Raw genomic sequence first — 24,740 nt, 5'->3', positions numbered from 1 at the left:
TCACCTGCCGGCTCGGTCGGGTCGGCCGGCTCGCAGATGCGCGCCGGCCTAGCCGGAGGTGTCAGGCTTGGTGACCACCGCATGGGTGGCGTGGTCGTAGAGGAAGGTGAGCGGGCCGCCGTCGTGGTGTAGCTCGATGTTCGCGCCGTCGCGGAAGGCGCCCTGGCCGTAGTTCTCGGCCCAGGAGCCGTCCAGCGCCACCTTGAACTGGTAACAGCCGGCCGGCAGGTCCACGGTCAGCTTCCAGAGCTCGTCGCTGCGGTCGAAGCTCAGCCGTCCCTGCTCAGCGTCCGGGTTCCAGTCCCCACCCAGGGCATCGCCGAAACTGCCGGCAATGACCACGGAGTTCGGCTGCGGGAACGACGGCTCCTGGGGGAAGGCCCCGGCATGGGCGCCGTGCACGTCCCCCGTCTCCGGGGCGGCGACACCCGCGGCGGCCGCCACCGCCTCTTCCAGCACCTCTTCCGTGGCTGCCGCCGGGTCCGGGCGTACCGGTTCGACGTCGGCACCGCCGCCTGCCGCGGGCGCGCCGTCGAGTGCGGCGATGAGGCGGTCGGTCTCGGGGAATTCGGCCAGCGCCTTCCGTCCCTGCGCGGTGATGCTCCAGCCCGCCCGTCCCTGCTTGATGATCCAGCCGGCCTTAACCAGCTTGGCGGTGGCCGTGGTCAGGGCGCGCTCGCCGCGGGCGACACCGCTGGCGAGGACCTCCGCCTCGCGGTCCTGCAGCGGCACCCGGGCCAGGGCTCCCTGCAGGACCTCGTCCCGGCTGACCTTGGTGGGAGCCGCGGGTTCTTCCCGGGCAAGGATCTCCAGGACGGCCCGCAGCCGCAGGGCGGTGTTCGCAACGGTGTTCTTGGCCATGTTCTTCCCTCCGTGGTGCTCAGCTTTGTACTAAGCCTACTGACCGGCCGAGGGCGGCGGGCGGCAGCACCACGTCAGCGCGGCGTGTCCTGACGAAGGGGCGCGGGGCGGCAGGGGGCCCGTGCGTGCCCGGACCGGCTCAGAGCGAGGCCGCAAGCCCGCTGAAGTCGGCGGGAACCAGCTCCCGGGAGGCCGCATAGCCGTTCAGCAGCTCGGCCTCCACGCCGTCGACGTCGAGGCCGGGGGCCAGGTCCTCCGCCGCTCCGGCGGTGTCCTGGCGCCAGGCGAGGCCGAGCGCGTCATAGGCCGCCGAGAGCACGGCGCGCAGCGGCGCGGCGTCCTGGACGACGATCACCGACGAGAAGAGCCAGGCTCCGGCAACCACGCGCTGCGCGGTGCCCACGAGCTTCACCTGCCGGCGGTCCAGCGCCGTGCCGTGCACGGAATGCTCTCCGGGGCAATACTCCCCCGGTATCTCGCCCACGGCCGCCGGCACGCCGCAGCGGCGCAGGGCGTCGGCGAAGAGGTCCCCGAACCCGGTGAAGCGGTGCCGCGAGCCGGCCACCGCGTCGTCGTCGGGCTCCACATGGTCCACCACCAGGCAGCCCTGGTGATAGGCGGCGGCGCGGCCGCCGGCCCGGCGGACCAGCGGCTCGAACCCCAGGTTCCGGCAGGCAGCGGCGGCGGCGTCGAACCCGGGCAGCCGCGCGTCCCGCTGGCCCAGCGCCACCGTCGGCACCGGCCGGTAGATCCGCAGGGTGGGGCCGATCCGGCCGGCCCGGGCGGCGTCGAGCATCTCCAGGGCGAAGGCGAGGTCCGCCTCCGCGCCGAGGGAGCGTTCCTGGCGGGCCAGGGACAGGGCGGGGCGGCCGGCGGCTGCTGCTGCGGGGACGACGGCGGGTGCTTCCATGCTCATCCCTGTCCGGCGGCTGCCCCGAGCGGGCGGACGGTGAGGATCTGTTCGCTGCGGCCGAAGGGCCCGTCGAGGTCGTGCAGCACCGAGGAGGTCAGGCCGATCCCGTCGGCGCTGAAGGTGACCTGAGTGTCCAGGCCCAGCCATTCGCCGGCCGGCTGGCGGTACAGGTGCACCTGCAGGTCGACGTTGGGGAACATCCAGCTGTCCCCGCCCGGAGGAACCCGGGTGGCGATGCCGTTGGCGGTGTCCACCAGGCCGATCAGGCGGGCCAGGTCGGAGACCGGGGTGTTCTCCACCAGGGGGTGCGGCGTGCGCAGCCAGGCCCGGCCGCGGCCGGGACGGAGTCCCGGCAGGGCGCGCAGCTCCAGCGAGGCGATGTATCCGCCGGGCCATTCCGTCATGCCTTCGTGCCCGCCGGCGTGCTCGGGGCCGGGCATGGGCTCGTCCTCGACGGCCGCCACGGCGTCGGTGGGGCGGGTGGCCAGGCGCCAGGCGGTGGCACGGACGGCGGTGCGCCCGTCGGCCACCATTTCCGCCTCCACCAGCTCAATGGTCCGGCCGGGCCGGATCACCTTGGTCGTGATGTCGAAGCTGCCGCCGGGAATCAGGCCCAGGATCTCGTAGCTGATCCTGGCGATCCGCAGGTCCGGGCGCGGGCTGCATTGCTGGAGGCAATGTGCCAGCAGGCCCGAGACCGGTGCCATGTGCTGCTCGTCCGGGTTCCAGGCCCCTTGGGCGTGGATGGTGGACTCAAAGCTGCCCTCGCCGAGCGGCCGGTAGTAGGCGTCAGCCACGTGTTCTCCCCCTGCTGTGATGCAATCCGGTCTCCTACGCTACCGGAGCGGCGGGCTCAATCAGGTCCGGCCCGTTGTTCCTTACGGAGTTCACCCGGTCACTGACCGTCCGCGGGGTGAGTTCCGGTTCCGGAATCGCCTCCAGCAGGCCGGCGACGTCGCTGCGTTCGCTCAGCCCGGGGTTCAGCCAGTCGCCCCACAGGTCCGGCGGAATGATCAGCGGAGTCCGGTCATGGATGTGTCCAAGGGCGTCGGTCGCTGCCGTCGTAATGATGGTGAAGCTCAGCAGCCACTTGTGCTCGTGGTCCTCGGGCAGCGCCGGATCCGGCCAGAACTCGTACAGCCCGGCGAAGGCCAGCGGATCCTCCGACGGGGAGGAGAGGTAGGTGGGGATCTTCCGCCCGCCGTCCTTTTCCCACTCGTAGTAGCCGTCCGCGGGGACCAGGGCGCGACGCTTTACCGCGGCCTTGCGGAACGCCGGCTTCTCCAGCACGGTTTCCCGCCGGGCGTTGATCATCCTGGCGCCGATTTTCCGGTCCTTGGCCCAGGACGGTATGAGGCCCCACTTCGCGGTGGCCAGCCGGCGGACCGGCACCCGCTCCGGCACCTGCCCGGCATCGTCATCGGCGGGCTGCAGCCGCTCGGTAACGATGCGCACCTCATCGGTGGGAGCCACGTTCCAGGACGGGGGCACCTCGGCGCCCATGGTCTGTTCGGTGGCGAAGGCGGCCACGAGGTCCGCCGTGGCCTTGGCCATCACGTAGCGTCCGCACATGCCCCCATTGTGCCCCAGGTCGGTTCCGCGGAGGACGACGACGGCGGGTCAGGGCAGCCGTCAGGGCAGCCCCGGGCCGGGGCGGGTGTCGTCGGGAAGGCCGGACGGCGTGGCAGTGTCGGCGGAAGGGGCCGGTTCGGGCGGGCTGCCGGGCCGCTGGGAGGTGAGCAGTTCGCTGTAGGCCGCCGCGGCGCCGGCCAGGGGCGCCAGGGCGTCACGGACGGGACGCGGCCCGCGGGCGGGGCCGAAGACGCGCACCAGCACGCCCACCGCAACGGCAGCGGCCAGTCCGGTCATGAAGGCACCGGTGAGCCCGCCCGTCTGGCCGGCCGCACCGTCCAGCAGCAGCCAGGCCAGGACCGCCAGGCCGGCGAGCGAGGGCAACGCGTCCAGGGCCCACCGCAGGTACCGGTTCGTCGCCATCGCCCACCCCCGAAGTCAAGGACGGCCACCTGGGCCACTGGTATGACTTGGAAAGACACGCGCCCAACACGGCCAGCGCGGTGGCCCAGGTCGTTACCCGCCGTTTCCGGCCGTCGGTCCGATCCTGCCACAGGTCGGCCGGCTCGTCAGCGGCCGGCCGGGACCTCACCGATCGGCGAACCAGGACACCGCTGCGGCAGCCCTCCTTGGTTCTCCGTCGAGCGGCTGTCGCATTCGAAAGTATGTTCTATTTTTAAGTCATGGACCAGGAAGCGGTGGAGCGCCTCGCCGCCCGCTATGCCCGGCGCGCGGAACCTCTCGGCCTGACCGCGGAGGAGCTGGATTTCGAGCACAACCCGGTCAGCACCGCCGCCCCCGGCCTTCCGGTCTGGGCCTGGATCCGGTTCCCGGGCTGCGCGGAGCGGGTCGCCGGGACGGCCACGGCCTGGTCGGCGCGTGCCGTCCAGGTTGCCTGGATTGATGCCGGTATCCGCCGGACGACATGGGTCTGGGCCTCGGCCGTAACCCGTCGGGGCGGCAACTCCAGGGAGGGACTGGGCCGGCGCACCGCGTCCGGCTCCCCGGAGGGCTGACTCGGAACCGGCGCTGGCCAGCCCCGGCAGCAGCGGACAGAATGGGCGGACCGGCAGGGCTGCCGGCTCCACTCCACTCCTCCGAAGGAGCACCGCATGCAGTACACGCACCTGGGCCGTTCCGGCCTGTCCGTTTCCCGCCTGTGCCTGGGCACCATGAACTTCGGCCCGGAAACCAGCGAGGCGGATGCCCACTCCATCATGGACACCGCCCGGGAGGCCGGGATCAACTTCTTCGACACGGCGAACGTGTATGGCTGGGGCGAGAACAAGGGACGCACCGAGGAGATCATCGGCAGCTGGTTCGCCAAGGGCGGCGGCCGGCGCGAGGACACGGTGATCGCCACCAAGCTCTACGGCAGCATGCGCGAATGGCCCAACGCGACCTTCCTCTCGGCCCTGAACATCCGGCAGGCCCTGGACGCGTCGCTGCGCCGGCTGCAGACCGATCACATCGACCTCTACCAGTTCCATCACATCGACCTGCAGACCCCGTGGGAGGAAATCTGGCAGGCCATGGAGGTCGCCGTCGCGCAGGGCAAGGTCATTTACAACGGCTCCAGCAACTTCGCCGGCTGGAACATTGCGCAGGCCCAGGAGGCGGCAAAGCGCCGGAACTACCTGGGCCTGATCAGCGAACAGAGCATCTACAACCTCCTGAACCGCGCGGTGGAGCTGGAAGTGCTGCCCGCCGCACAGCACTACGGGCTGGGACTGCTGCCCTGGTCTCCCCTGCAGGGCGGGCTGCTCGGCGGGATCCTGCGCAAGACCGAGCAGGAGGGCAGGCGCACCTCGGGCCGCACCCTGGAGCTGCTGAAGAAGCACGAGGACCAGATCCGCCGGTACGAGGAGCTCGCCGCGAATCTGGGCCTCGAACCGGCCCTGCTCGGCCTGGCTTGGCTGCTGCACCGCCCCGGGGTCACGGCTCCCATTGTCGGTCCGCGCACCTTGGAGCAGCTCCGGGACCAGCTGACCGTGCTGGAGCTCGAGCTGGATGAGAAGACCCTGCAGCAGCTGGACGAGATCTTCCCCGGCCACAAGCCTGCTCCGCAGGACTACGCCTGGTAGGCGCCCGCCTCCGCACGCGTCCCCTGCGCCGCCGCGTCCGCCCCGGGCGTTGCGCTACTCCGGCGGATCGTGCCCGGAGAGGCGCAGCTCCTCCAGGTCCAGCCTGGCCTGGATCCGCCGCAGTACGGCGTCGTCAATCCGCCCCTCGTCCCGCAGCCGGACCACGGTCATCCGCTTGCGTGCCACCAGCGAGAGCCGCAGCCGGGTGTAGTCCCGGTCCAGCCGCAGGATCGGCTGATCCCCGGCGCCCTGCCGGCCGGCCCGGAGCACCTCCAGGTGGATCCGGTATTCGTTCCGGGCGCGTTCGGCCATCTCCGGAGCCGTCCCCAGTTCGGCGGCAAGCCGCGGCAGGGCCAGCAGCGCCTCCTCCCCGGCCCGGGTCTCCGCCATGAGCCGCTCCCGGTCCAGGTGCGCATCCCCGGGCAGGCGGGCCCAGGCGGCGACGAGGGGCAGCAGCGGACCCTGCACCACCAGGGTCACCACGATCACTCCGGCGGTGACGAAGATGATCAGTCCGCGGTCCGGGAAGGGGCCGCCGGAGGTGGTCACCAGCGGCACCCCGAGCGCGGCGGCAAGGGAAACCGCGCCGCGGAACCCGGCCGCCCCGCTGACCACCTGCGCCCGGAGGCTGCCCGGCCGGCGGCCCCGCAGCCGCGCGGCGGCCCTGATCAGCGCGTCGGTGGCGAAGAGGAAGCCGAACCGGACCGCCACGATGGCCGCGGACACCAGGGCCACGGCCAGCAGGCCCAGCCCGAACTCGCTGCGCGTCAGGCCCCGCACCACCGCGTGCAGCTCGATGCCGATCAGGACGAACAGGGCACCGTTGAGCAGGAAGGTCGAGAAGGACCAGAATGCCTCGGCCTGCCGCCGGGTCTGGGCCTGCACCACGCGGGGGCCCACCTGGCTCATGATCAGCCCGCTGACCACCACCGCCAGCACGCCGGAGGCGCCGACGAGCTCAGCCAGCAGGAAGGCGGTGAACGGCGTCAGGAAGGTGATCACGTTGCCGAGCAGCGGTTCCTGCACCCATCGGCGCAGCAGGATGCCCGCCCGTGCGGTGACCACTCCCGCCGCCGCGCCGCCGATGTAGGACAGGATGAACAGCCAGACGATGACCGGCGTGCTGAAATCCTGCTCCCCCACGGTCAGCGATACGGCCAGGGCGTAGAGCACCAGCGCGGTGCCGTCGTTGACCAGGGATTCGGCCCGCAGCAGGGTGACGCTGCGCGCCGGCAGCGCCTTGGCCAGTGCCGCCACCGCCGTCGCGTCGGTTGGAGCCACAGCGGCGCCCAGCACCCACGCGGCGCCCCATGACATGCCCAGGGCGTGCCCGACGGCGGCCACTCCCGCCGCCGTCGCGATCACCAGCACTGTGCTCATCAACACGATGCCGCGCAGGTTGCTGCGGATCTCGCGCAGCGAGGTGGTCAGCGATTCCCAGTAGAGCAGCGCAGGCAGGAACAGCAGCAGCACGACATCGCTGGGCAGCTCCACCTCACGCAGCGCGGGAATGAACCCCAGCAGCGTCCCCGCTGCCACGAGCAGCAGGGGCGGGGCGACGCGCAGCCTGGGCGCGGCCAGATTGCAGGCCAGCACCGCCGCCGCCAGGATGACGACGAGTTCCAGGCCGAGCATGGAACCCCTTCCAGCCGAGGGCGCGCCGCAGTCGTGGCGAACCGGGTTTAAGTCTCCCGGTGCGTGCCGCCGCCGTCGAGACAGCTGCAAAGCACCTTCTGAAAACTCCCGTCGATCGGGCGCCCTCTCACGAACCAGCCGGGTGGTCGACGTCGGCAGCATCGATTGCCCTGTCACTGAGGACCGGCATCACCGACAGCAGTGCGAGGGTCAGCACTCCCATGACGGCGAACATGGCCTGCAGACCCAGCCATTCGGCCAGAAGTCCGCCTGCCGCGGCTCCGAGGGGCATGGTTCCCCAGGCCAGGAGGCGGTAGGCGCTGTTGACCCTGCCGAGCAGTTTGTCGGGAGTGATCCGCTGACGCAGGGACACGGTGATGACGTTCCACAGCACGGTCAGCATGCCGCCCACAAAGAGGACGGGGCCGAGAATGTAGGGATTGCTGGTCACGGCGGGCGCCCCTACGAACAGCGCGACCCCAAGAACGGCCAGCGTCAGGGCCCTCGACCGGCCCAGCCTCGCTTCGACCCGGTCGGCGATGAAGGAGCCGACGAAGGCTCCGACGGCCGAGGCCGTCAAGAGCAGCCCGAACCCCACATCGGACAGTTTCATGGCTGACGCCGGCCCGACGGCAAACAGCACCAGGACCGCGAAGGCCGCGCTGGAGGCGAAGTTGAACACGCCTGTCATCACCGCAAGCGCACGCAGGATTTTCTGGTTCCAGAGGAACCGCAGGCCTTCACCGATGTCGAAGCGCAGTGTTGTGACCTGGTCCCGTTCGATCCGGTATGTCCCCGGAACCAGAAGCAGTCCCCCGATGGCGGCGAGCCACAGCGCCGCCGGCACCGCGAGGCCGGCAACGACGCCGATGGCCACGAGCAGGCCTCCCAGCGGAGGGCCGATGAACTGGTTGGCAGTGAGCTCCACGGCGTAGAGCCGGCCGTTGGCGCGCGAAAGCTGATCCCTGTTCACCACCTGGGGCAGGATCGACTGCGCGGATGTGTCGTAGAGCGTCTCGGCCACGCCCACCATGAGCGCGACAACGTACAGGGCCCATATGGAGCCCAAATCCAGCAGGATCACGGCTGCCAGCGCGGCGGGGAGCAGCGCGCGGGTGAGATTGGCCCACAGCATGATCCTGCGTCGGTCCAGCCGGTCAGCCAGGGCGCCGGCAGTCAGGGCAAAGAGGAGCCAGGGCAAAGTCGCCACGACGCTGAGCCCGGCAATGAGTGTGGGTGACTGCGTGAGCTGAATGGCCAGCAGCGGCAGGGCGATCTTGAAGACGCCGTCGGCGAGATTGGACAGTCCGGCTGAGGTCCACAGCTTCCAGTAGGGCGCCACCCAGCGGCGCTCTGTTCCGTTCCTCCACGGACGGCGTGTGATCGGTCATAGGTGAACCATGACGCAGCAATGTAGAAAACTCAAGGGGGTTGGAATCCAGTACATCACTTTGTAGGGTGGACCCATGGAGAAGCACACGGGCTCGCACGATGAAAAGCCCCTCGCCACTGCACGGGAAATTAAGGCGCTGGCCCATCCGCTGCGGCTGCGAATCCTGAGACTGTGCGGGCTCCATGAGCTGACCAACAAGCAGCTCGCTGATCGGCTGGGCCAGGATCCGGGGACGATGCTCTATCACGTGCGTCAGCTGCTCTCTACGGGATTTCTGGAACAGGCGGCGGTCCGCACGGGAGAGAGCGGTGCGCTGGAGAAGCCGTACCGTTCCACGGGCCGGTCCCTGAATCTGGACACCGCGTTGGGTGAAGCCGGGCCGGACGGTCCGCTGGCACCGATCGAGGCCTTCAGGGAAGAGGTCACGGAGGCAGGGCCGGAGGCCCTCGCCAACCTCTCACGCTTCGTGCTGCACCTCTCCGAGGCTGATGCCGAGGATGTCATCACCCGCATACAGGCCGTGGTGGACGAATACACGAAGAGCGACCAGGAGCGCGCAGACCAGCCGGCGTACGGCGGGATTTTCGTCCTTCACCGGTCGACAGACTAGACCGCGACCCTCACGGTCCGACTCGAAAGCCCGGCCACGCACCAGCTGTTGACGGCTGACACGCCTACCCGCCTGGGCTAGGGTCAGAGAGCAAAGGCGGCGTCTACCCGGGAGAGTCTCATGGCATTCGGATCACTGGTCATCATCGGCGTCGGCGGGATGGGGCAGGCGGTACTCCGCCGGCTCGGCGCCGGCCGGAAGGTCCTCCTCGCGGACTTCCACGAGGGCACCCTGACCGACGTCGCCGCGGCAGCGGCGGCTGACGGCTACGACGTCACCACTCAGCACGTGGACGTCTCCGCCCCGGAATCCGTGGCCGCGCTCGCCGCCCGCGCCCAGTCCCTGGGCCTGGTGGAACATGTGGTGCACACCGCCGGGGTGTCGCCGGTGCAGGCTCCGGTCGACGCCGTGCGCCGGGTGGACCTGCTGGGCTTCGCGCTGGTGCTGGAGGAGTTCGGGCAGATCATCGCCCCGGGCGGCGCGGGCGTGTTCATTTCCAGCATGTCCGGGCAGATGGCCGCCGGGCGGATTCCGGCCGAGGTGGAGGCCGCGCTCGCCACCGCCCCGGTGGAGCAGCTGCTGGCCCTGCCCTTCATCGCCGGGCTCACGGACGCCGGCACGGCCTACAGCATCGCCAAGCGCGGCAACCAGCTGCGGGTCCAGGCGGCCAGCCTGGCCTGGGGAGCGCGCGGGGCCAGGGTCAACAGCATCAGCCCGGGCGTGATCTCCACGGCCATGGGCCAGCAGGAGCTGGCCGGCGGGTCCGGCGCGCAGATGCGCGCCATGGTGGAGGCTTCGGGCACCGGGCGGCTGGGCACGCCGGAGGACATCGCCAACGCAACGGCGTTCCTGCTCAGCCCGGACGCGTCGTTCATCACCGGCACCGACCTGCTGGTGGACGGAGGCGTGGTCGCGGCGCTCGCCACCGGGCAGCGCCAGGCTGCCGAGGGCCAGGCCGGCTAGATCAGCGGTCCGGTCATCGCGCCCGGCCGGTCACCGGTCCAGCTCCAGCTCCAGCTCCAGGTCCGTGAGGGCCCGGGCCAGCCGCTCCCGCGCGGCGTCGTCCAGTCCCCGCAGCGGCAGCGGCAGGCAGGAACGCCGGGCCAGGCCCAGCTGCTCGGCCGCCGCGGCAACCACCCGGACGCTGCCGAACTCGGCGAACAGGTCCCAGAGCGGGGCGAGCCGGTCCGATTCGGCGGCCGCGACGTCGTGCTGCCCGGTTTGCCCCGCCCGGAGCAGGCGCAGCGCCGGCTCGGGAAACAGGCCGCCGATGACTGAGTACCAGGCATCGCAGCCGACGGCGAGCCCGTCCGCCGCCCGCGCATCGCCGGAGACGCCGATCCCCACGTGGGCCGGCACCGCGGCGCGGATGGCCGCCAGGTGCTCCCGGGCCTGCTGCGGATCCGCCGGCACGCCGGGGATCTTGATCGACGCAATCCCTGGCAGTTCGGCAATCCGCCCATACAGGTCCATGCTGAAGCGGAACCGGGTGGTGCCCGGATTGTCGTACACGATCACGGGCAGGCTGGTCCGGGCGGTGACGTCGGCGAAGAGGCCAAAGACGTCGTCGTCGGTCAGCGGCTGGTAGCTCACCGGGGCCAGCAGCACCCCGGCGGCGCCGGCAGCCTCCGCGGCAGCCACGTTGGTCAGCACCTGGGACGTGCGCAGCGCCCCCACACCGACGAACACCGGCACTCCCCCGGCGGCTTCCACCGCAATCCGGGCAGCGAGCGCCCGCTCCGCGGCGTCCAGGTAGGCGTAGGAGCCGGTGGAGCCCAGGGCGGTAATGGAGTCCACGCCCGCGCTCGCCAGCCGCGCCACGAGGGCCGCGAGCGCCGGCTCGTCGACGGCGTCATCACGCAGCGGGGTCAACGGAAAGGCACTGAGCCCGCTGACCAGATCGGGTACCTGCGTCGTCATTGGGCTCCTTCCAGGTACTTGAGCACGGCCAATACCCGGCGGTGGTCCCCCGCATCCGGCAGCAGCCCGAGCTTGGCGAAGATGGCGGTGATGTTCTTCTCCACCGCTCCGGCGGACAGGAACAGGTCCGCGCAGATGCCGGCGTTTGTCCGGCCCTGGGCCATCAGTGCCAGCACCTCCTGCTCCCGCGGCGTCAGGGCGGCCAGTTCGGCGTGCCGGCCGGAGGCACCCATCAGCTGCCGCACGACCTCCGGATCCAGCACCGTTTCACCGGCGGCGACCCGTTCAAGGGACTGCAGGAAGCTGGCGACGTCGGCCACCCGATCTTTGAGCAGGTAGCCGGTGCCGGCGGGCTGGCCTGCGAAGAGCCGGGCCGCGTAGCGGGTCTCCACGTATTGGGACAGCAGCAGCACGCCCACCGCGGGATGGCTGGTGCGCAGGGCCAGCGCCGCCCGCACGCCTTCATGGGTGTGGGTGGGCGGCATCCGGTTGTCCAGGACGACGACGTCGGGCACCTCCCGGTCCACCGCGGCCAGCAGGTCCCCGGCATTGTCGACGGCGGCCGTGACCTCATGCCCGCGTCCCGCCAGCAGCTCGCTCAGCCCGGCCCGAAGCAGGGCGGAGTCCTCGGCGATCGCGATCCTCATTCCTGCAGCTTGCCCCACCGGGACGGATATCAGGAAAACGGCAGCAGTACCGTGACGGCGGTCGGGCCGCCGGCCGGAGAGAAGACGCGCAGTTCCCCGTCCACGGTCCGTGCCCGGTCGGCCAGGCCGGCGAGGCCGGTGCCCGACGCCGGGTCCGCGCCGCCGCGCCCGTCGTCCCGCACGGTCAGGGCCAGCGTTCCGGGCTCGGCGCCCGGTTCCACCCGCAGCCACGCGCGGGCGGCTCCGGCGTGTTTGGCGACGTTGTTCAGCAGCTCCGCAGCACAGAAGTAGGCGATGGCCTCCACCGCGGGAGCCGGCCGGCGGGGCAGCAGATAGGTGAGGCTGACCGGTTGCGGCGAGGCCGCGGCCAGCGATTCAAGGGCGGTGTCCAACCCGTCGTTCAGGGCTGCGGGCCGGATGCCGGCGGCCAGGCCGCGCAGATCCACCAGGGCCTCCTTCGCGGTTCCGTGGGCGGAGTCCAGCAGGTTCCGCAGTTCCCCGGGCACGTTCTCCGCCGCGAGACGCTCGCGGGCGTCACCGAGCTTCATGGCGATGGCCACCAGCTGGGCCTGGGTGCCGTCATGCAGGTCCCGTTCGATCCGCTGCAGGCGGGCGTCGGCATCCTGCACCGAGACGCCGCGGCTGGCCTCCAGCTCGCGCATCCGGCGCTGCGCCGCCGTCGGACCCAGCAGTGAAGAGGCGAGCGCCGTCTGCACGCGGGCGGCCCCGTTGTTGACCGCAGGCCAGATCAGGAAGGTCAGCAGGAGCCCGGCGCCGACGTAGGCGAGGTTCCAGAGCGGTCCCTCCATGTAGGTGTCCGACCCCAGCAGGGTGCCGCGGTGCCAGGAGCCGTCGGCGGCCTGCTGCGCGGGCAGGAAGCGGTACCAGAACCAGTAGGTGAGGCAGCCCAGGCCGGTGGCCAGCAGGGTAATGCTCAGCACGGCCGACACTGTGGACGTCACGAAGCTCAGCACCATGTGGGCCAGCGCCCGCCAGCCGGTGGCGTCCCCCAGCCCGGAGCGGAGATAGCCGCGGAAACCGGGACGGGCCCGGAAGGGCGGCGGTTCGGGCACCCGGCGGCCCAGCAGGCGGAAGGCCAGCGGGCGGTGGATCCGGCCCTGGACGCGGGCGGCGACCACCAGCGCCGCGCCGACCGCCAGCCCGCCGAACGTGGGAGCCAGCGTGGCGCCCAGCGTGAGCGCGGCTACGGCGTAGGCGAGGCCGAACGGGGCCAGCAGCAGTGATACCCAGTGGTAGCCGAAGGCCCGCCAGGTTGCGGGGCGGAGGAACGCGGGACGCCAGTGCCGGTCCTCCCGGGAAGGCCTTTCGGGGCCAGGCTGTTCGGGATCCGGCTGGCCGGGTTCATCCGGAACCCGGTGGAGGACGGCGGTGTCGTCGTCCGTCGGCAGCTGGCGGGCGGATGGCGCCGGGGTGGTGTTAATCATGTCACTCAGCATCCTACGCAGGCCGGGCCCGCCGATATGGGGCCGGGCGCCGTCGTGGGCGGGGGTTATCCCCCTTGACCCCGCCCCTGCGTCATGGTTTTGGCTCGAAGCATGTCAACGATTCCTGCCGCCTACCTCGGCTCACATGCACTGTCCATCCTGGGCAACTCGATCGCTGCGGTCGCGTTGCCGCTGATCATCCTGCAAGCCACCGGGAGCGCGCTCAACACCGGCGTCGTCGCCGCCTCCGCCGCCGTGCCGGCCGTCCTGGCCGGAGTGCTCGGCGGGGCGCTGATCGACCGGTTCAACCGGCGCACCGCCTCCGTCACCGCGGATCTGGTCTCGGCGGCCGCCGTCGCCGCCCTGCCGCTGGTGGACCTGCTCTGGGGCCTGAACCTGGGGTGGTTCGTGCTGCTGGGGGTCATCGGGGCCCTCGGTGATGTCCCGGGCATGACCGCCCGGGAGTCGTTGCTGCCCGCCGCCGTCCGGCACTCGGGGGTGGCCGCCGAACGGCTGGTCGGCCTGCGGGAAGCGCTGGCGGCGCTGATGATCGTGGTTGGACCGGCCGCAGCCGGAACCCTGATGGTCCTGTTCAACGGGTCGACGGTCCTGTGGATCACGGCGGCCACCTCCCTGGCCGCCGCGCTGCTGACCCTGCTGCTGCCGCGCTCCACCGGTGAGCCCGTCGATGCCCGGGCCATCCCGTCGGCGGAGCCGACGGTCGCGGCGAGTACCGTCCCGGCGGGACCCCTGGAGGTGCTGGCCGGGTGGCGCTTCCTTCGATCCAGCCCGGTGATGGCTGCGCTGACATTGGTCACTCTGGTCTCCGTGGCGGTGCTGTCCGCCCTGCAGGGCGTGATCCTGCCGGTGCACTTCCATCTGGCCGGGAACGCCGGGCTGCTCGGCTTCGTCCTCAGCGCGCTCGCGGCGGGAACCCTGGTCGGGGCAGGGCTGTACGCCGGGCTAGGCACACGCGGCAGCCGGCGCGGGTGGTTCGCGGCGGGCACGGCGGGGGCCGCCGTCGGTGTCGTCCTGACTGCCCCGCTGCCCTCGCCCGGCCTGATCGTCGCGGCCGCGGTCGTCGTCGGGGCCGGCAGCGGGGTCCTCGGAGCGGTGACGGGCGTGCTGACGCTGGACTTCGTGCCGGACGCCGTCCGCGGGCGGGTGATGGGCACCCAGAACGCGATCCTCATGGTCGCCGGACCTCTCGGCGTCCTCGGCGGCTCGCTGGTCATCGAGGCGGCAGGGCCGACGGCGGCGGCCGTCGCGGTGGCAGGACTCTGGCTGGCTGCGGCGGCGGGGGCGCTGATCTGCCGTCCGCTGCGTAGGCTGGAGCCGGACCCCGCGGAGGAACCGGGGACCGATGACCAGGACAGGGCGAACCAGGAAAGGGCGGTCGCAGTTGAGGAGCAGTGAACTGGCGCAGCTGGCAGGCGTCTCCGTCCGCGCCCTGCGCCACTATCACCAGACCGGCCTGCTGGCCGAGCCGCCGCGCAGCAGCAACGGATACCGCGAGTATGACGTCCACGCCCTGATCCGGGTCCTGCGGATCCGCAGGCTTGCCGCCCTCGGCCTGCCCCTGGAGCAGATGCCGCCCATCCTCGACGCACCGGAGGACGGACCAATGCCCGGCGGCGCACCGGGTGGCGGTCCCGAGGCGGTCGACCGGAGCCTGGACGCGGTGGATCAGGTCCTGGAGGAGCTGGACCGGGAGCTGGCCGCCGCGGTGGAGCGGCTCACCGAACAGCGCCGGCTGATCGCCCGGATCCGCGCCGACCGCAACCCGCCCGACGTCCCGCCCGAGCTGGCCCGGTTCCTGACGATCTCAACCGGGACCCTGCCGGCACGGATCGCGAAGATGGACCGCGAGCAGCTGGTGCTGCTGGGGCATCTGGGGTCCGAGGACGTCAGGACCGCCATCGGACAGCTGTTCGACATGATCGCCTCCCCCGGCCTCCTGGAGCCGCTGACCGTCCTGATGGAACGCTTCGACGCCCTGCCGGCGGACGCGTCGTCGTCCGCGGTCGAGGCGCTCGCCGCGGACCTGGCGACGGCGCTGGAACCGGCGAGCGCGGCGCTCGCCGCCCATGACGGGGCGGAGCTGGATGGGCGGTCGCTGTCCCTGTTTAACGACTATGCCGCCGATGTGCTGAACCCGGCCCAGCTGGCGGTACTGCAGCGGGTGGGCCGGGCCTTGGAGGACGCCTAGCGGCGTGCCGGATGCGTCCCACCTGGTTCCCGGACGGTTAGGGTTCTGCGCTTGAACCAGTTTGAGACGGTGGAGGATGCCCGGGCGTACGGCTCGTCGCTGCTGGAGGGCGAGCGGGTGCGGCTCCGGGCGCTCGCCGAGGCGGACCTGCCCGCGCTCGCCGCGTGGTGGGGGGATCCTGCGTCCTCGGCCCTGCAGACCGCCACCGTCCGGCCGCGGCCCGAGGGCTCCTTCGAGCAGATGTTCCGGCAGTGGAGCGGCAACGGGGACCCCGGCAGCGTTGGTTTCAGCATCGAAGCGCGGGACACCGGACAGCTGCTCGGGCATGTCACCCTCTACGGCGCGGTGCTGCCGGAGCGGGCGGCAACCCTGGCCATCATCCTGGGCGAGGAGCACAGCGGGCAGGGATACGGGCCCGACGCCGTGTGCACCGCCGTCGGCTACGGTTTCCGCCAGGTGGGGCTGAACCGGATGGAACTGCGGACCTGGGCGTTCAACACACGGGCCCGGCGTGCGTATGAAAGCGCCGGTTTCAAAGAAGAGGGCCGCAGGCGGCAGGCGGCGTTCTTTGACGGCCGCTTCCACGACGAGGTGATCATGGCCGTCCTGAGCGATGAGTGGGCTGCGGCGGGGAGCTGAACCGGGGTCCTGACGCCGCGCTATCTGCAGCGCTGCCGGTTGGGGCGGCCGCTGCCTGCGCGCGGTGGCAGCAACTGCACAAAACGGCAGCGGAAGCGGGAAGCGGCGGGCTACGCCTGCATGTTGCGCCGGTAGCGGTGCTCGAGCAGCAGCCGGGCGCCGTTGAGCAGCAGCGTCTCCATCGGTACGCCCTGCTCATCGGCGAGCTCCTGGAGTTCCCGGGCCAGCTTGGGCGGGATCTGGAGCTCGACGTTCATGGGCTTAATCGTAGCGCCCCGGCACCCCGCCCGTAGACGCGCATGCGGCGGATCACTGCGGCCCGGACCAAACTCGGTCCGCTGGCCGCCACTCCTCGGCAACCTCTCAGGCACCGTCGATACGATGCGGTCACCGCCTGTTTGAAAGGACCTTCCATGCGCACCGTGGGGCTCATCGTCCATCCCACCAAATCGACCACCGACGCCGTCGACTCATTGACCCGCTGGGCTGCCGCCCACGGAGCCCGGGTTGTCGGCCTGGCTTCAGCCCTGGGCCGGCTTCCGGAGGGGGTTCAGCTGCTGGACGACGACGATTTCCGCTCCGCGGTGGACGTAATCGTCAGCCTGGGCGGGGACGGCACCATGCTGGGCGCCATGCGCCTGGTGGCGGACCGGCCGGTACCGGTGCTCGGCACCAACTACGGCAACCTAGGTTTCCTGATCGAGCTGCAGCCGGACGAGCTCGACGCCGCCCTGGACCGGATCGCGGCGGAAGACTTCTCCGTGGAAGGCCACCACGCCCTGGTCGTCGCGGTGACCCCGCCGGACGGCGAGGAAACCCACCATCTGGTCTTCAACGACTTTGTCTTCACCCGCCAGCCCGGCAAGGGCACGGTCCACGCCCACCTGGACGTGGCCGGGATCCCCTACGGCTTCGTGAAGGCCGACGGTCTGATCACCGCCACGCCGGCCGGCTCCACCGCCTACAGCTACGCCGCCGGTGGGCCGGTGGTCTCCCCGGCGCTGCCCGCCGTCGTCGTCACCCCGGTGGCACCGATGGCCGGGTTCAGCCACCCGTTTGTCCTCGGCCACGAGGACGGGCTGTCCATTGCCCTGGATGAGGCGGGCGGAACCGTGGCGATGGAGGCCGACGGCGTCCTGCTGGGCGAGGCCCGCCCGGGCACCCGCGTACGGATGAAACTGCGGCCCGACGCCGGGCAGGTCATCCGCCTCGACAAGGAAGGCCACGCACGGCGCGGGATGCTCAAGCTCAGTCTGCTGGACCTGCCCTTTACCCGCGAGCAGCTGGCGGAGCGGCTGGGCCGGTGACCGGCGTCAGCCCTGGAGGAATCCGACCACGCCGCCGACGGTGAAGCACGGCCGCCGAGAGCGTGATGCTAGCCTTGGTATTCGAAGGTGTGTTCGATACGCGATCGTGCGGAAATGTGGGAGGGGCGGAGCATGGCGGTGTTCTCAGCGGACCGCTCCCGGCGCGTGGCCGGGCCGGCGGAGGCCGACGCCGCCACGGCGGCTGGGTTTCCCAGCCCGGCGCGTGACTACTTTGACGGGCGGATCGACCTCAACCGGCACCTGATCAGCGACCCCACCTCCACCTATGTGGTCCGGGTGGACGGCGACTCCATGGTCGACGCCGGCATCAGCAGCGGTGACGAACTGATCGTCGACCGCTCCCGCACACCGCACGACGGCGCCGTCGTCATCGCAGTGGTCGACGGCGAACTGCTGGTGCGCCGGCTGCTGCTGCGCGGAGACACGGTGCTCCTGCGGGCCGACAGCCGCGGCACCCCGGATATTGAGCTGGCCGACGCCGCGGAGCTGACGGTGTGGGGCGTCGTGACGCGGTGCCTGCACCATGTCTGAGGAACGGTCTGAGGCACGCGCCGAGCGGATCGCACTGGTCGACGTCAACAGCTTCTACGTCTCCTGCGAGCGCGCCTTCGATCCGAAGCTGGCCGGGATTCCCGTCGTCGTGCTCTCCAACAACGACGGCTGCGTGGTCGCCCGCTCCGATGAAGCGAAGGCCCTGGGCATCAAGACCGGCACCCCCTGGTTCCAGCTGGCGGCCGGGGCCGCCCGGGCAGGGCTGGTGCAGCGCTCCAGCAACTACGAGCTGTACGGGGATATGAGCTCACGGGTGATGCAGCTGTTGGGCCGGTACGCCTTGTGGCAGGAGGTGTACTCCATCGACGAATCCTTCCTCGGGCTCGCCGGCACCCCCGTTGAACTGGCGGCGCAGGGTGCGGAGATCCGCTCCGCCGTCGCCCGGCACACCGGCCTGCCGGTCTGCGTTGGCATCGGCCCCACCAAGACGCTGGCGAAGTTCGCCAACCGGATCGCCAAGCAGAACCGGCACCTGGGCGGCGTCTGCAACCTGGACACCATGGACCCGACAGTGGTGGACACCATCATGGCGCGGGTGCCGGTGACCGGACTGTGGGGCGTCGGCTCACGACTGGGGGCCAAGCTCGCGGCCATGGGGATCGAGACCGTCGCCGACCTGAAGGCGGCGGACCCGGCCCTGATCCGCCGGAAGTTCTCCGTGATCCTGCAGCGCACGGTTCTGGAGCTGAACGGCACCCCGTGCATTCCGACGGAGGACGAGCGGGCGGACCGCAAGCAGCTGATCTTCTCCCGTTCCTTCGCCGCCCCGGTGACCACCGCCGCCGAGATGCGGCAGGTCATGAGCATCTACGCGCAGCAGGCTGCGGCCCGGCTGGAGCGCGAAGGTCAGCTGGCCGGCGTGATCACCGCCTATGCCGGGACCTCACGGTTCAGCGAGCGGGCGGCGTCGTTCCCGTCGGTAACGGTGCGGCTGCCGGCGCCGACGGCGGATCCGGTGGTGCTCAGCCGGGCCGCGATCAGTGCGCTGGAGGGGCAGGTGGTGGAAGGCGTCGCCTACACCAAAGCCGGCGTGATGCTCACGGATCTGTCGCCGGCCGGAGCCCAGCCGCTGCTGGACGTGTTCGTGCCGGAGCAGGAACAGCGGCAGCTGGGCTCGCTGCTCGGCAAGGTCTCGGACAAGTTCGGCGCGGCAAGCATCGGGCTGGGGCTCGGCGGAATATCCGCGTCCAAGCCGGAATGGACCATGGCCAGGCGCTACTCCTCCCCGCGGTACACCACCGAATGGGCTGAGCTGCCGGTGGTCAAGGCCCGGTAGCGGCGCGACGGCCTCGGCGGGCTGCGTGCCTAGATGCAGGTCCCGGTGTAGGGATCGCAGAGGGACTGGCCGGTGGGAACCGCCAGTGTCCCCTCAGCGCCGTCGACCAGCCGGAGGGCTCCCCGGTCTTCCAGCTTCGTCAGCTCGTTGAGAGTCTCCACTCCGCCGAGGTCGAACTCCTCCGCAATGTCCTGCGGACGGACCCTGCCCCAGCGGCGCACGTAGTCGATGACGTTCTGTTCGAGGCTCTGCATGGGTTTCCTTCCTGCAGTACGGGATGCGGGGCGCCGGCTGCGGCCCGCATCCGTGTTAACAGGCCGGTGCCCGCGGGCATTCCGCCCGCCGGCGCCGGCCTGCCGCCCCGCTGGTCCGCTGCCTTCCGGCGCTGCCCGGGTGCGGTCACCCTTCCCAGGGCACGGCGACGTCGAGCACCCAGACGACGCCGAACGGATCCTTCAGCATGCCGTAGAGGGGTGCGAACGCCGAGGCGGCGAGGGGCTCAAGGACCGTGGAGGACTCCGCCATCCGCGTCCACAGGTCGCTGATCTCGTCCGCCGAATCGCCGCGCACGGAAACGAAGACGGACTTGTCGCCCTGGTCGTATGTCTGGCTCGCCGGGACGTCGTAGGCCATGACGGAGAATCCGTTCTCGCCCACGACCTGCCCGAACTTGATCTGCTTGGCCTCCTCCGGCGTCTCGGCGGCACCGGCGTCCTCATTGGTGATGAGGACAAGCCGGCCGCCGAACACCGAGTGGTAGAACTCCAACGCCTCTCCGGCATCGCCGCGGAAGTTCAGGTGGGGTGTGGTGGTGACTGACATGGCTGCTCCTTGGAACGGATGCCCGGACTTTCCGGCACACCTCAACCCTCACAGCAGTAGAGGTCAGGACATGGCCGCTACTGAAACCTAGGATGACCTTTATGGCGACGACCTCCCGGATGCTCCAGCTGCTGTCCCTGCTGCAGGTGCATCGCACCTGGTCCGGAGACGAGCTGGCGGGCCGGCTGGAGATCAGCCACCGCACGGTGCGCCGCGACGTGGACCGGCTGCGGGAGCTGGGCTACCGGGTCCGATCGGTGAAGGGACCGGACGGCGGATACCGCCTGGAAGCCGGCGCGGAACTGCCGCCGCTGCTGTTCGACGACGAGCAGGCGCTCGCGCTCGCCGTCGCCCTGCAGGCCGCCGGCAGCACCGGGGCGGGCATCGAAGAGGGGGCGGCGCGGGCGCTGGCCACCGTGCGGCAGGTGCTGCCCTCCCGGCTGCGGCACAGGCTGGATGCGCTGCAGTTCTCGGCCATGCCCAGAAGCGGCGGAGCTCCGGCACAGGTGGTGGCCCCGGACGTGCTGCTCAGTCTTTCGGCGGCGGTCCGTGCCCGGCAGGTGCTGCGGTTCGACTATGCCCCGACGCAGGTGCCTCCGGCCCGCGCCGATGAACCGCGGCAGGACCGCGCGCCCGACGCCGGCCCCCGCCGGGTGGAGCCGCATCATCTGCTGAATATGGCAGGGCGCTGGTATCTGCTGGCCTGGGACCTGCAACGGGAGGACTGGCGGATCTTCCGCGTGGACCGGATGCGCCCCCGCTCCCCCGCCGGTCCACGTTTCGAACTGCGCGACGTGCCCGGTGGAGATGCTCGGAGGTTCGTCGCGGCCCGGTTCAAGGGCTCCGACACGACGGACGCCTGGCCGTGCCGGGGCACGGTGGTACTGAACCTTCCGGCGACGGCAGTGCAGCCCTTCGCCGGTGACGGCACGGTGGAGGACCTGGGCCCCGCCCGGTGCCGGCTGGATGCCGGATCCTGGTCCTGGATTGCCTTGGCCGCCTTCCTCGGACGGTTCGACGCCGACATCGAGCATGTCGATCCACCCGAGCTGGCGGCGGCGTTCGGTCAGCTCGCGCAGCGGTTCGCGTCGGCGTCGACGGCGGCTGCCGTGCCCGGATCGGTCGGCTGAAGGTCAGGACAGCTGAACCTGGCCAGCGTCCCGTCGGGCGCGGTTGCAGGGCCGGAGCGGCGAAGCGCTAGCGTAAAGACATGAGCGAGCAGTACCGGTACGACGTCGAGATCCTGCACCTGCTGGTGTCCCCGGCGCACGCCTACTTCGGCCGGGCGCGGGACGGAGCGGCCGACGTCGCCACCACCGATGCGGATCAGGTGGAGGTGGTGGCCGGCAAGGGCATCGTGGGTGACCGGTTCTTCGGCAAGGCCGCGCACATGGACGCGGCCGTCACACTGTTCGCCGTCGAATCGCTGGAGGTGATCGCGGCGGAGCTCGACGCCGGGCCGTTCGATCCGCTGCTCCCCCGCCGCAACCTGGTGCTCCGCGGCGCGGAGCTCGTCCCGCTGATCGGGACGGATTTCGTGCTGGAGACCGCCGGCGGATCCGTGGGCTTCCACGCCGGGCGGCACGCCCACCCCTGCGCTTGGATGGACGCCGTGCTGGCTCCGGGAGCGCACAAGGCGATGCGCGGCCGGGGCGGGCTGCGCTGCCGGCCCCTCACCAGCGGAACCCTGGCGCGCGGCCCGGCGGTCCTGGCCAGTCCTGTTCCCCTGGATCCGGCACGAGCCGGCCACCCGTCACTGCTGCGGCCCGGCCGCCTGCCCTGAGGTCCGGGGACCTGCCGAAGCCACGGCCGCGGCCTATCTGCCAATGTCCCGGCGGCCCAGGGCCAGCGCGGCCACCACGAACAGCAGCAGCGCCGCGCCGTACAGGCCGGCAAGTCCGGCCCAGTCGGCGCCGTCGGCGAGCGGGCGGGCACCGAAGGCCCAGTGGTACGGCGAGACCCGGTGCAGGACCTCGAGATCAGGGTTCTGGTTCGCCACCGCGTTGAGGGCATAGCCGGCCACTGCAACACCCGCCGCCGCACCCATTGCGGCGACCCGGCGGCCGGTGAGGGCGCCTGCGGCCATCGCGACGGCGGCGGTGAGCAGCGCCAATCCGGTGAGCGCGGCGCTCGCAGCCCAGACATGCGCCGGCTCCAGATCCAGGCCGGCCGGGCCATTGAAGGCCAGGACCGCCAGCCCGGCGAACACACCCAGGGCGAGCAGGCGCACGGTCACCGCCGCCGCGCGTTCGACCACCAGCCGCACCCGGCTCACCGCGTGGGCCAGCGTCAGCTCCATGGTGCCGGCCTCCTCGTCACCGGCGAGGGCCCGGGTCCCCCACGCCACCGCCGCGATGGTGAAGAGCACGAAGCCGATCAGGCCAAAGAACGTGGACTGGGTGTAGCCGGCCCCGGAGGTGATCTCGTCGTAGCCCAGCGCCGACACCAGCTCAGGCGGCAGGCCCTGCACCAGCTGCTGCAGCTGGTCTCCGGCCAGCGAGGAGTACAGCGGCAGGTACAGCGCGAGCACGGCTACGATCGCGGCCGCCCAGCCCAGGAGGCCCCGCCAGGAGCGGGCCAGGGACCCCGCGAACACCGGTGCCCCGTTCACCGGGACTCCCTGGACGTGTCCGCCGCCTCCGCGATGGTGCCGGAGATCCCCGGCTCCCCTACAGGGTCGGCGTAGAAGCGCAGGACGGCGTCCTCCAGGTCCGGCTCCTCAATCACCAGGTCGGTGATCGGCTGCCCGGCCAGTGCTGCGACCAGCACGGGGATGTCCCCGTCAAACCGGCCGTGGAGCGTCGTCGGCCCCTCCTCCACAGTAGAGCTGCCGGTGAGCTGCCCGACGTCGAACCCCGGCACCGCGGCCAGCCGGTTCCGGAGCGCGTCCGCGCTCCCGGGCGGCGTCGCGACCCGCACCCGGCGGCTCGCCGAGGCGCGGACGGCTTCGGTGGTGGCGGCGGCGACCACCCGGCCCGAGCGCAGGATCGCGACCCGATCTGCGGCCTGCTCGATCTCGCTGAGGACGTGCGAGCTGAGCAGCACTGTCTGCCCGGCGTCGCGCACCTCGTTCAGCAGGGCGAGGAACTCCTGCTGGACCAGCGGATCCAACCCGCTGGTGGGTTCATCCAGGATGAGCAGCGGCGGGCGGTGCATGAAGGCCTGGAGAAGGCCAAGTTTCTGTTTGTTGCCCTTGGACAGGTTCCGCACCGGGCGGGACAGGTCGACGTCGAGCCGCTCGGCCAGCGCGGCAACCGTCGCTGGGTCGACCGGGCCGCTGATCCGCGCGTAGATGCGCAGCAGCTCCCTGCCGGTCACGCGCGGCTCCACGTTCAGTTCGCCGGGCAGGTACCCGATCCGGCGTCGCAGGCCTGGGCCGCCGAGGCGCGGATCGGTTCCAAGGACTCGAATCTGCCCGCTGGTGGGACGCAGCAGGTCCAGCAGCAGGCGCAGCAGGGTGGTCTTGCCCGCACCGTTGGGCCCGATCACGCCGTAGACGCTGCCCGCGGGCACCTCCAGGTCGACGCCGGCCAAGGCAGTGGTGCTGCCGAAGTCCTTGCGCAGGCCTGCGGTGCGTACCGCCGGCGACGGGGACGGGTTCATGGGCCTAGGGTAGACGCTCCCTGTGCAAGGCTGTATGGCATGGACCTCGTGGTAAATCCCGCCCTGACGATTCCCGCCGGGGAGCTCCAGTGGCGTTTTTCCCGCTCGTCCGGCCCGGGCGGCCAGCATGTGAACACTACGGACAGCCGGGTCGCTGTGTCCTGGAACGTTGCGGGCTCGGCGGCCCTCACGGACGGGCAACGCGCTGAGCTGCTGCGTCGCCTGTCCGGCCGCCTGGCGGCCGGAGTGCTCACGGTGACGGCCTCCGAACAGCGGTCCCAGCTGCGCAACCGGGAGATCGCCCTGGCCAAGCTTGCCGCCCTCCTCGCCCAGGCGCTTGCCCCCGGACCGCCCCCGCGCCGCCGGACCAAGCCGACCCGCGGCTCCAATGCCCGCCGGCTCACGGCCAAGAAGCAGCGCTCCGCCACCAAGCAGCAGCGGCAGAAGCCTCCAAGGGACTAGCCGTTTTGCGAGTAAAAGCGCAGAAACTCCCCGCCTGCGGCTAGGCTCCTGCCATGACCGAGCCGATGCCCGCCGAGAACACCTTCGACCATCTGCGCGACCTCGACGGCGAACACGTCGGCTATCTGCATCTGGACAGCGACGGGAAGTTTGTCCCGTACGACCTGCTGCAGCGGCGTCGCGCCGCCGGCCTGGAGCTGGGCGAGGCGGAGCAGCTGCTGAACGAGCTGGGACTGGGCTTCCTGCTTCAGGACTGGTGGCTGGAGATTGACGGGGAGCACCACAAGGTACTGATCCGAGAGGTGCACCGGGACCGGGTGTCGGTGTCGTTCGAGGTGGCCGGCGCGATCGCGAAGTCGGCCGACATGTCCGCCACGATATCGGTTTCGCTGCCCACGGAGCGGCTCCTGGGCCCGGAGCACTTTCAGTGAGACGCCCGACGGCGGCCCGCCGCAGCCGCTCCCCCGCCGTGAGCGACCTGCAGTGCCCGGCCACCGTGGTGCTGATGGAGCGGGGCATGCCGGATCCGGACTGGCTCTCCCGGTACAGGACCGCCGGCAGGTTCGACGCGGCCGGCGGCACGGACCTCCGGTCGACGCTCGACGGCATCGCAGACGAGTACCGGGGCGAGACCGTCGTGGTGTCCGCTGCGCGTGCCGACCTCGTGGAACTCCTGAGGCGGCTGGGCTTAGCGGCCCGGCTGCCCGCGGTGCTGGACATCGACGCGGACGAGTGGCGGCCCGCCCCGGCCTAGAGATCCGGCGCCGGC

The 24,740-nt window shown here is 71.2% G+C and carries 30 protein-coding genes; 15 read left to right on the top strand and 15 right to left on the bottom strand.

Annotated elements, in window-relative coordinates; translation table 11 throughout:
* Positions 1–48: 48 nt before the first annotated feature.
* The 5 genes from AC5RUW_RS05165 to AC5RUW_RS05145 form a co-directional block, all read right to left on the bottom strand.
* The gene (locus AC5RUW_RS05165; RefSeq protein WP_494159717.1) at positions 49–861 is read right to left on the bottom strand and encodes a pullulanase X25 domain-containing protein; all 813 of its coding nucleotides are present in this window, start codon (positions 859–861) and stop codon (positions 49–51) included.
* A gap of 139 nt (positions 862–1,000) precedes the next feature.
* Positions 1,001–1,771: a lipoate--protein ligase family protein gene (locus tag AC5RUW_RS05160; RefSeq protein ID WP_494159716.1), complete on the bottom strand. Its 771-nt coding sequence runs from the start codon at positions 1,769–1,771 to the stop codon at positions 1,001–1,003.
* 2 nt (positions 1,772–1,773) lie between these two features.
* The gene (locus AC5RUW_RS05155) at positions 1,774–2,571 is read right to left on the bottom strand and encodes a thioesterase family protein (protein WP_494159715.1); all 798 of its coding nucleotides are present in this window, start codon (positions 2,569–2,571) and stop codon (positions 1,774–1,776) included.
* A gap of 34 nt (positions 2,572–2,605) precedes the next feature.
* Positions 2,606–3,346, bottom strand: coding sequence for an SOS response-associated peptidase (locus tag AC5RUW_RS05150; RefSeq protein WP_494159714.1), 741 nt, complete (start codon positions 3,344–3,346; stop codon positions 2,606–2,608).
* A gap of 60 nt (positions 3,347–3,406) precedes the next feature.
* Positions 3,407–3,769: a hypothetical protein gene (locus AC5RUW_RS05145; protein WP_494159713.1), complete on the bottom strand. Its 363-nt coding sequence runs from the start codon at positions 3,767–3,769 to the stop codon at positions 3,407–3,409.
* A gap of 260 nt (positions 3,770–4,029) precedes the next feature.
* Here AC5RUW_RS05145 and AC5RUW_RS05140 point away from each other — a divergent pair, with 260 nt between their 5' ends.
* On the top strand, positions 4,030–4,362 hold the full coding sequence (locus AC5RUW_RS05140) for a hypothetical protein (RefSeq protein WP_494159712.1): 333 nt from the start codon (positions 4,030–4,032) through the stop codon (positions 4,360–4,362).
* A gap of 96 nt (positions 4,363–4,458) precedes the next feature.
* Positions 4,459–5,430: an aldo/keto reductase gene (locus AC5RUW_RS05135; RefSeq protein ID WP_494159711.1), complete on the top strand. Its 972-nt coding sequence runs from the start codon at positions 4,459–4,461 to the stop codon at positions 5,428–5,430.
* A gap of 54 nt (positions 5,431–5,484) precedes the next feature.
* Here AC5RUW_RS05135 and AC5RUW_RS05130 read toward each other — a convergent pair whose 3' ends face one another.
* Positions 5,485–7,065, bottom strand: a complete 1,581-nt coding sequence (locus AC5RUW_RS05130; RefSeq protein WP_494159710.1) for a Na+/H+ antiporter — start codon at positions 7,063–7,065, stop codon at positions 5,485–5,487.
* Between the two features lie 127 nt (positions 7,066–7,192).
* Entirely contained in the window at positions 7,193–8,407 is a 1,215-nt protein-coding gene (locus AC5RUW_RS05125) for an MFS transporter (RefSeq protein ID WP_494159709.1), read from the bottom strand.
* 124 nt (positions 8,408–8,531) lie between these two features.
* On the opposite strand from AC5RUW_RS05125, the gene AC5RUW_RS05120 reads away from it, so the two are divergent.
* Both AC5RUW_RS05120 and AC5RUW_RS05115 read left to right on the top strand, forming a co-directional pair.
* Positions 8,532–9,068: an ArsR/SmtB family transcription factor gene (locus tag AC5RUW_RS05120; RefSeq protein WP_494159708.1), complete on the top strand. Its 537-nt coding sequence runs from the start codon at positions 8,532–8,534 to the stop codon at positions 9,066–9,068.
* A 120-nt stretch (positions 9,069–9,188) separates the two neighbouring features.
* Positions 9,189–10,031, top strand: coding sequence for an SDR family oxidoreductase (locus AC5RUW_RS05115; protein WP_494159707.1), 843 nt, complete (start codon positions 9,189–9,191; stop codon positions 10,029–10,031).
* Positions 10,032–10,061: 30 nt separating this feature from the next.
* Here the strand turns inward: AC5RUW_RS05115 and AC5RUW_RS05110 are convergent, their stop codons facing one another.
* From AC5RUW_RS05110 to AC5RUW_RS05100, 3 genes are read right to left on the bottom strand one after another with little or no spacing between them, the layout of a single operon-like run.
* Positions 10,062–10,988 (bottom strand): dihydrodipicolinate synthase family protein, encoded by a 927-nt coding sequence (locus AC5RUW_RS05110; protein WP_494159706.1) that lies wholly within the window; start codon positions 10,986–10,988, stop codon positions 10,062–10,064.
* Positions 10,985–11,635, bottom strand: a complete 651-nt coding sequence (locus tag AC5RUW_RS05105; protein ID WP_494159705.1) for a response regulator transcription factor — start codon at positions 11,633–11,635, stop codon at positions 10,985–10,987. Before AC5RUW_RS05105 ends, AC5RUW_RS05110 begins: the two co-directional genes overlap by 4 nt.
* A 29-nt stretch (positions 11,636–11,664) precedes the next feature.
* Positions 11,665–13,080, bottom strand: a complete 1,416-nt coding sequence (locus AC5RUW_RS05100; RefSeq protein ID WP_494159704.1) for a sensor histidine kinase — start codon at positions 13,078–13,080, stop codon at positions 11,665–11,667.
* Positions 13,081–13,191: 111 nt separating this feature from the next.
* Here AC5RUW_RS05100 and AC5RUW_RS05095 point away from each other — a divergent pair, with 111 nt between their 5' ends.
* The 3 genes from AC5RUW_RS05095 to AC5RUW_RS05085 are packed head-to-tail and all read left to right on the top strand — an operon-like array spanning position 13,192 to position 15,928.
* Positions 13,192–14,496, top strand: a complete 1,305-nt coding sequence (locus AC5RUW_RS05095; RefSeq protein ID WP_494159703.1) for an MFS transporter — start codon at positions 13,192–13,194, stop codon at positions 14,494–14,496.
* Positions 14,483–15,289, top strand: coding sequence for a MerR family transcriptional regulator (locus tag AC5RUW_RS05090; RefSeq protein ID WP_494159702.1), 807 nt, complete (start codon positions 14,483–14,485; stop codon positions 15,287–15,289). Before AC5RUW_RS05095 ends, AC5RUW_RS05090 begins: the two co-directional genes overlap by 14 nt.
* Before the next feature lie 51 nt (positions 15,290–15,340).
* Positions 15,341–15,928 (top strand): GNAT family N-acetyltransferase, encoded by a 588-nt coding sequence (locus tag AC5RUW_RS05085; protein ID WP_494159701.1) that lies wholly within the window; start codon positions 15,341–15,343, stop codon positions 15,926–15,928.
* 110 nt (positions 15,929–16,038) lie between these two features.
* Here the strand turns inward: AC5RUW_RS05085 and AC5RUW_RS05080 are convergent, their stop codons facing one another.
* Positions 16,039–16,185 carry a hypothetical protein gene (locus AC5RUW_RS05080; RefSeq protein ID WP_494007184.1) on the bottom strand — a complete coding sequence of 49 codons (147 nt, stop codon included), beginning with the start codon at positions 16,183–16,185 and terminating at the stop codon, positions 16,039–16,041.
* Between the two features lie 156 nt (positions 16,186–16,341).
* Here AC5RUW_RS05080 and AC5RUW_RS05075 point away from each other — a divergent pair, with 156 nt between their 5' ends.
* The 3 genes from AC5RUW_RS05075 (at position 16,342) to AC5RUW_RS05065 (ending at position 19,084) form a co-directional block, all read left to right on the top strand.
* Positions 16,342–17,235, top strand: coding sequence for an NAD(+)/NADH kinase (locus AC5RUW_RS05075; RefSeq protein ID WP_494159700.1), 894 nt, complete (start codon positions 16,342–16,344; stop codon positions 17,233–17,235).
* 132 nt (positions 17,236–17,367) lie between these two features.
* The gene (locus AC5RUW_RS05070; RefSeq protein ID WP_494159699.1) at positions 17,368–17,787 is read left to right on the top strand and encodes a LexA family protein; all 420 of its coding nucleotides are present in this window, start codon (positions 17,368–17,370) and stop codon (positions 17,785–17,787) included.
* Positions 17,780–19,084, top strand: coding sequence for a Y-family DNA polymerase (locus tag AC5RUW_RS05065; RefSeq protein ID WP_494159698.1), 1,305 nt, complete (start codon positions 17,780–17,782; stop codon positions 19,082–19,084). Before AC5RUW_RS05070 ends, AC5RUW_RS05065 begins: the two co-directional genes overlap by 8 nt.
* A 29-nt stretch (positions 19,085–19,113) precedes the next feature.
* Here the strand turns inward: AC5RUW_RS05065 and AC5RUW_RS05060 are convergent, their stop codons facing one another.
* Together AC5RUW_RS05060 and AC5RUW_RS05055 are read right to left on the bottom strand one after the other, a co-directional pair.
* Positions 19,114–19,338 (bottom strand): hypothetical protein, encoded by a 225-nt coding sequence (locus AC5RUW_RS05060; protein ID WP_494159697.1) that lies wholly within the window; start codon positions 19,336–19,338, stop codon positions 19,114–19,116.
* 145 nt (positions 19,339–19,483) lie between these two features.
* A complete protein-coding gene (locus AC5RUW_RS05055) occupies positions 19,484–19,906 on the bottom strand; it encodes a VOC family protein (RefSeq protein WP_494159696.1) in 423 nt (140 codons plus the stop codon).
* A 101-nt stretch (positions 19,907–20,007) separates the two neighbouring features.
* On the opposite strand from AC5RUW_RS05055, the gene AC5RUW_RS05050 reads away from it, so the two are divergent.
* Positions 20,008–21,036, top strand: a complete 1,029-nt coding sequence (locus AC5RUW_RS05050) for a helix-turn-helix transcriptional regulator (protein WP_494159695.1) — start codon at positions 20,008–20,010, stop codon at positions 21,034–21,036.
* Between the two features lie 80 nt (positions 21,037–21,116).
* Positions 21,117–21,689 carry an MOSC domain-containing protein gene (locus tag AC5RUW_RS05045; RefSeq protein WP_494159694.1) on the top strand — a complete coding sequence of 191 codons (573 nt, stop codon included), beginning with the start codon at positions 21,117–21,119 and terminating at the stop codon, positions 21,687–21,689.
* A 33-nt stretch (positions 21,690–21,722) separates the two neighbouring features.
* Here AC5RUW_RS05045 and AC5RUW_RS05040 read toward each other — a convergent pair whose 3' ends face one another.
* The gene (locus AC5RUW_RS05040) at positions 21,723–22,517 is read right to left on the bottom strand and encodes an ABC transporter permease subunit (RefSeq protein ID WP_494159693.1); all 795 of its coding nucleotides are present in this window, start codon (positions 22,515–22,517) and stop codon (positions 21,723–21,725) included.
* Entirely contained in the window at positions 22,514–23,509 is a 996-nt protein-coding gene (locus AC5RUW_RS05035; RefSeq protein ID WP_494159692.1) for an ABC transporter ATP-binding protein, read from the bottom strand. The genes AC5RUW_RS05040 and AC5RUW_RS05035 overlap by 4 nt, the downstream gene beginning before the upstream one ends.
* A gap of 39 nt (positions 23,510–23,548) precedes the next feature.
* Here AC5RUW_RS05035 and arfB point away from each other — a divergent pair, with 39 nt between their 5' ends.
* From arfB to AC5RUW_RS05020, 3 genes are read left to right on the top strand one after another with little or no spacing between them, the layout of a single operon-like run.
* Positions 23,549–23,971, top strand: a complete 423-nt coding sequence (gene arfB / locus AC5RUW_RS05030) for an alternative ribosome rescue aminoacyl-tRNA hydrolase ArfB (protein WP_494159691.1) — start codon at positions 23,549–23,551, stop codon at positions 23,969–23,971.
* A 53-nt stretch (positions 23,972–24,024) separates the two neighbouring features.
* Positions 24,025–24,402: a serine/threonine protein phosphatase gene (locus AC5RUW_RS05025; protein ID WP_494159690.1), complete on the top strand. Its 378-nt coding sequence runs from the start codon at positions 24,025–24,027 to the stop codon at positions 24,400–24,402.
* Positions 24,399–24,725: a hypothetical protein gene (locus AC5RUW_RS05020; protein ID WP_494159689.1), complete on the top strand. Its 327-nt coding sequence runs from the start codon at positions 24,399–24,401 to the stop codon at positions 24,723–24,725. The genes AC5RUW_RS05025 and AC5RUW_RS05020 overlap by 4 nt, the downstream gene beginning before the upstream one ends.
* The last annotated feature ends 15 nt before the right edge of the window (positions 24,726–24,740 follow it).

Source organism: Arthrobacter sp. Y3222053, assembly GCF_059092805.1.
Note: the sequence above shows the minus strand (reverse complement) of the source record. Positions and strands in the feature narration are given on the sequence as shown.

Bases quoted from the DNA above. Each gene is read 5' to 3' on its own strand.
- AC5RUW_RS05095 (WP_494159703.1), top strand. From the start codon at position 13,192: ATGTCAACGATTCCTGCCGCCTACCTCGGCTCACATGCACTGTCCATC.
- AC5RUW_RS05065 (WP_494159698.1), top strand. From the start codon at position 17,780: ATGTCTGAGGAACGGTCTGAGGCACGCGCCGAGCGGATCGCACTGGTC.
- AC5RUW_RS05160 (WP_494159716.1), bottom strand. From the start codon at position 1,771: ATGGAAGCACCCGCCGTCGTCCCCGCAGCAGCAGCCGCCGGCCGCCCC.
- AC5RUW_RS05140 (WP_494159712.1), top strand. From the start codon at position 4,030: ATGGACCAGGAAGCGGTGGAGCGCCTCGCCGCCCGCTATGCCCGGCGC.
- AC5RUW_RS05055 (WP_494159696.1), bottom strand. From the start codon at position 19,906: ATGTCAGTCACCACCACACCCCACCTGAACTTCCGCGGCGATGCCGGA.
- AC5RUW_RS05110 (WP_494159706.1), bottom strand. From the start codon at position 10,988: ATGACGACGCAGGTACCCGATCTGGTCAGCGGGCTCAGTGCCTTTCCG.
- AC5RUW_RS05035 (WP_494159692.1), bottom strand. From the start codon at position 23,509: ATGAACCCGTCCCCGTCGCCGGCGGTACGCACCGCAGGCCTGCGCAAG.
- AC5RUW_RS05045 (WP_494159694.1), top strand. From the start codon at position 21,117: ATGAGCGAGCAGTACCGGTACGACGTCGAGATCCTGCACCTGCTGGTG.
- AC5RUW_RS05145 (WP_494159713.1), bottom strand. From the start codon at position 3,769: ATGGCGACGAACCGGTACCTGCGGTGGGCCCTGGACGCGTTGCCCTCG.
- AC5RUW_RS05080 (WP_494007184.1), bottom strand. From the start codon at position 16,185: ATGAACGTCGAGCTCCAGATCCCGCCCAAGCTGGCCCGGGAACTCCAG.
- AC5RUW_RS05150 (WP_494159714.1), bottom strand. From the start codon at position 3,346: ATGTGCGGACGCTACGTGATGGCCAAGGCCACGGCGGACCTCGTGGCC.
- AC5RUW_RS05075 (WP_494159700.1), top strand. From the start codon at position 16,342: ATGCGCACCGTGGGGCTCATCGTCCATCCCACCAAATCGACCACCGAC.
- AC5RUW_RS05100 (WP_494159704.1), bottom strand. From the start codon at position 13,080: ATGATTAACACCACCCCGGCGCCATCCGCCCGCCAGCTGCCGACGGAC.
- AC5RUW_RS05120 (WP_494159708.1), top strand. From the start codon at position 8,532: ATGGAGAAGCACACGGGCTCGCACGATGAAAAGCCCCTCGCCACTGCA.
- AC5RUW_RS05070 (WP_494159699.1), top strand. From the start codon at position 17,368: ATGGCGGTGTTCTCAGCGGACCGCTCCCGGCGCGTGGCCGGGCCGGCG.
- arfB (WP_494159691.1), top strand. From the start codon at position 23,549: ATGGACCTCGTGGTAAATCCCGCCCTGACGATTCCCGCCGGGGAGCTC.
- AC5RUW_RS05060 (WP_494159697.1), bottom strand. From the start codon at position 19,338: ATGCAGAGCCTCGAACAGAACGTCATCGACTACGTGCGCCGCTGGGGC.
- AC5RUW_RS05050 (WP_494159695.1), top strand. From the start codon at position 20,008: ATGGCGACGACCTCCCGGATGCTCCAGCTGCTGTCCCTGCTGCAGGTG.
- AC5RUW_RS05165 (WP_494159717.1), bottom strand. From the start codon at position 861: ATGGCCAAGAACACCGTTGCGAACACCGCCCTGCGGCTGCGGGCCGTC.
- AC5RUW_RS05130 (WP_494159710.1), bottom strand. From the start codon at position 7,065: ATGCTCGGCCTGGAACTCGTCGTCATCCTGGCGGCGGCGGTGCTGGCC.
- AC5RUW_RS05025 (WP_494159690.1), top strand. From the start codon at position 24,025: ATGACCGAGCCGATGCCCGCCGAGAACACCTTCGACCATCTGCGCGAC.
- AC5RUW_RS05105 (WP_494159705.1), bottom strand. From the start codon at position 11,635: ATGAGGATCGCGATCGCCGAGGACTCCGCCCTGCTTCGGGCCGGGCTG.
- AC5RUW_RS05115 (WP_494159707.1), top strand. From the start codon at position 9,189: ATGGCATTCGGATCACTGGTCATCATCGGCGTCGGCGGGATGGGGCAG.
- AC5RUW_RS05135 (WP_494159711.1), top strand. From the start codon at position 4,459: ATGCAGTACACGCACCTGGGCCGTTCCGGCCTGTCCGTTTCCCGCCTG.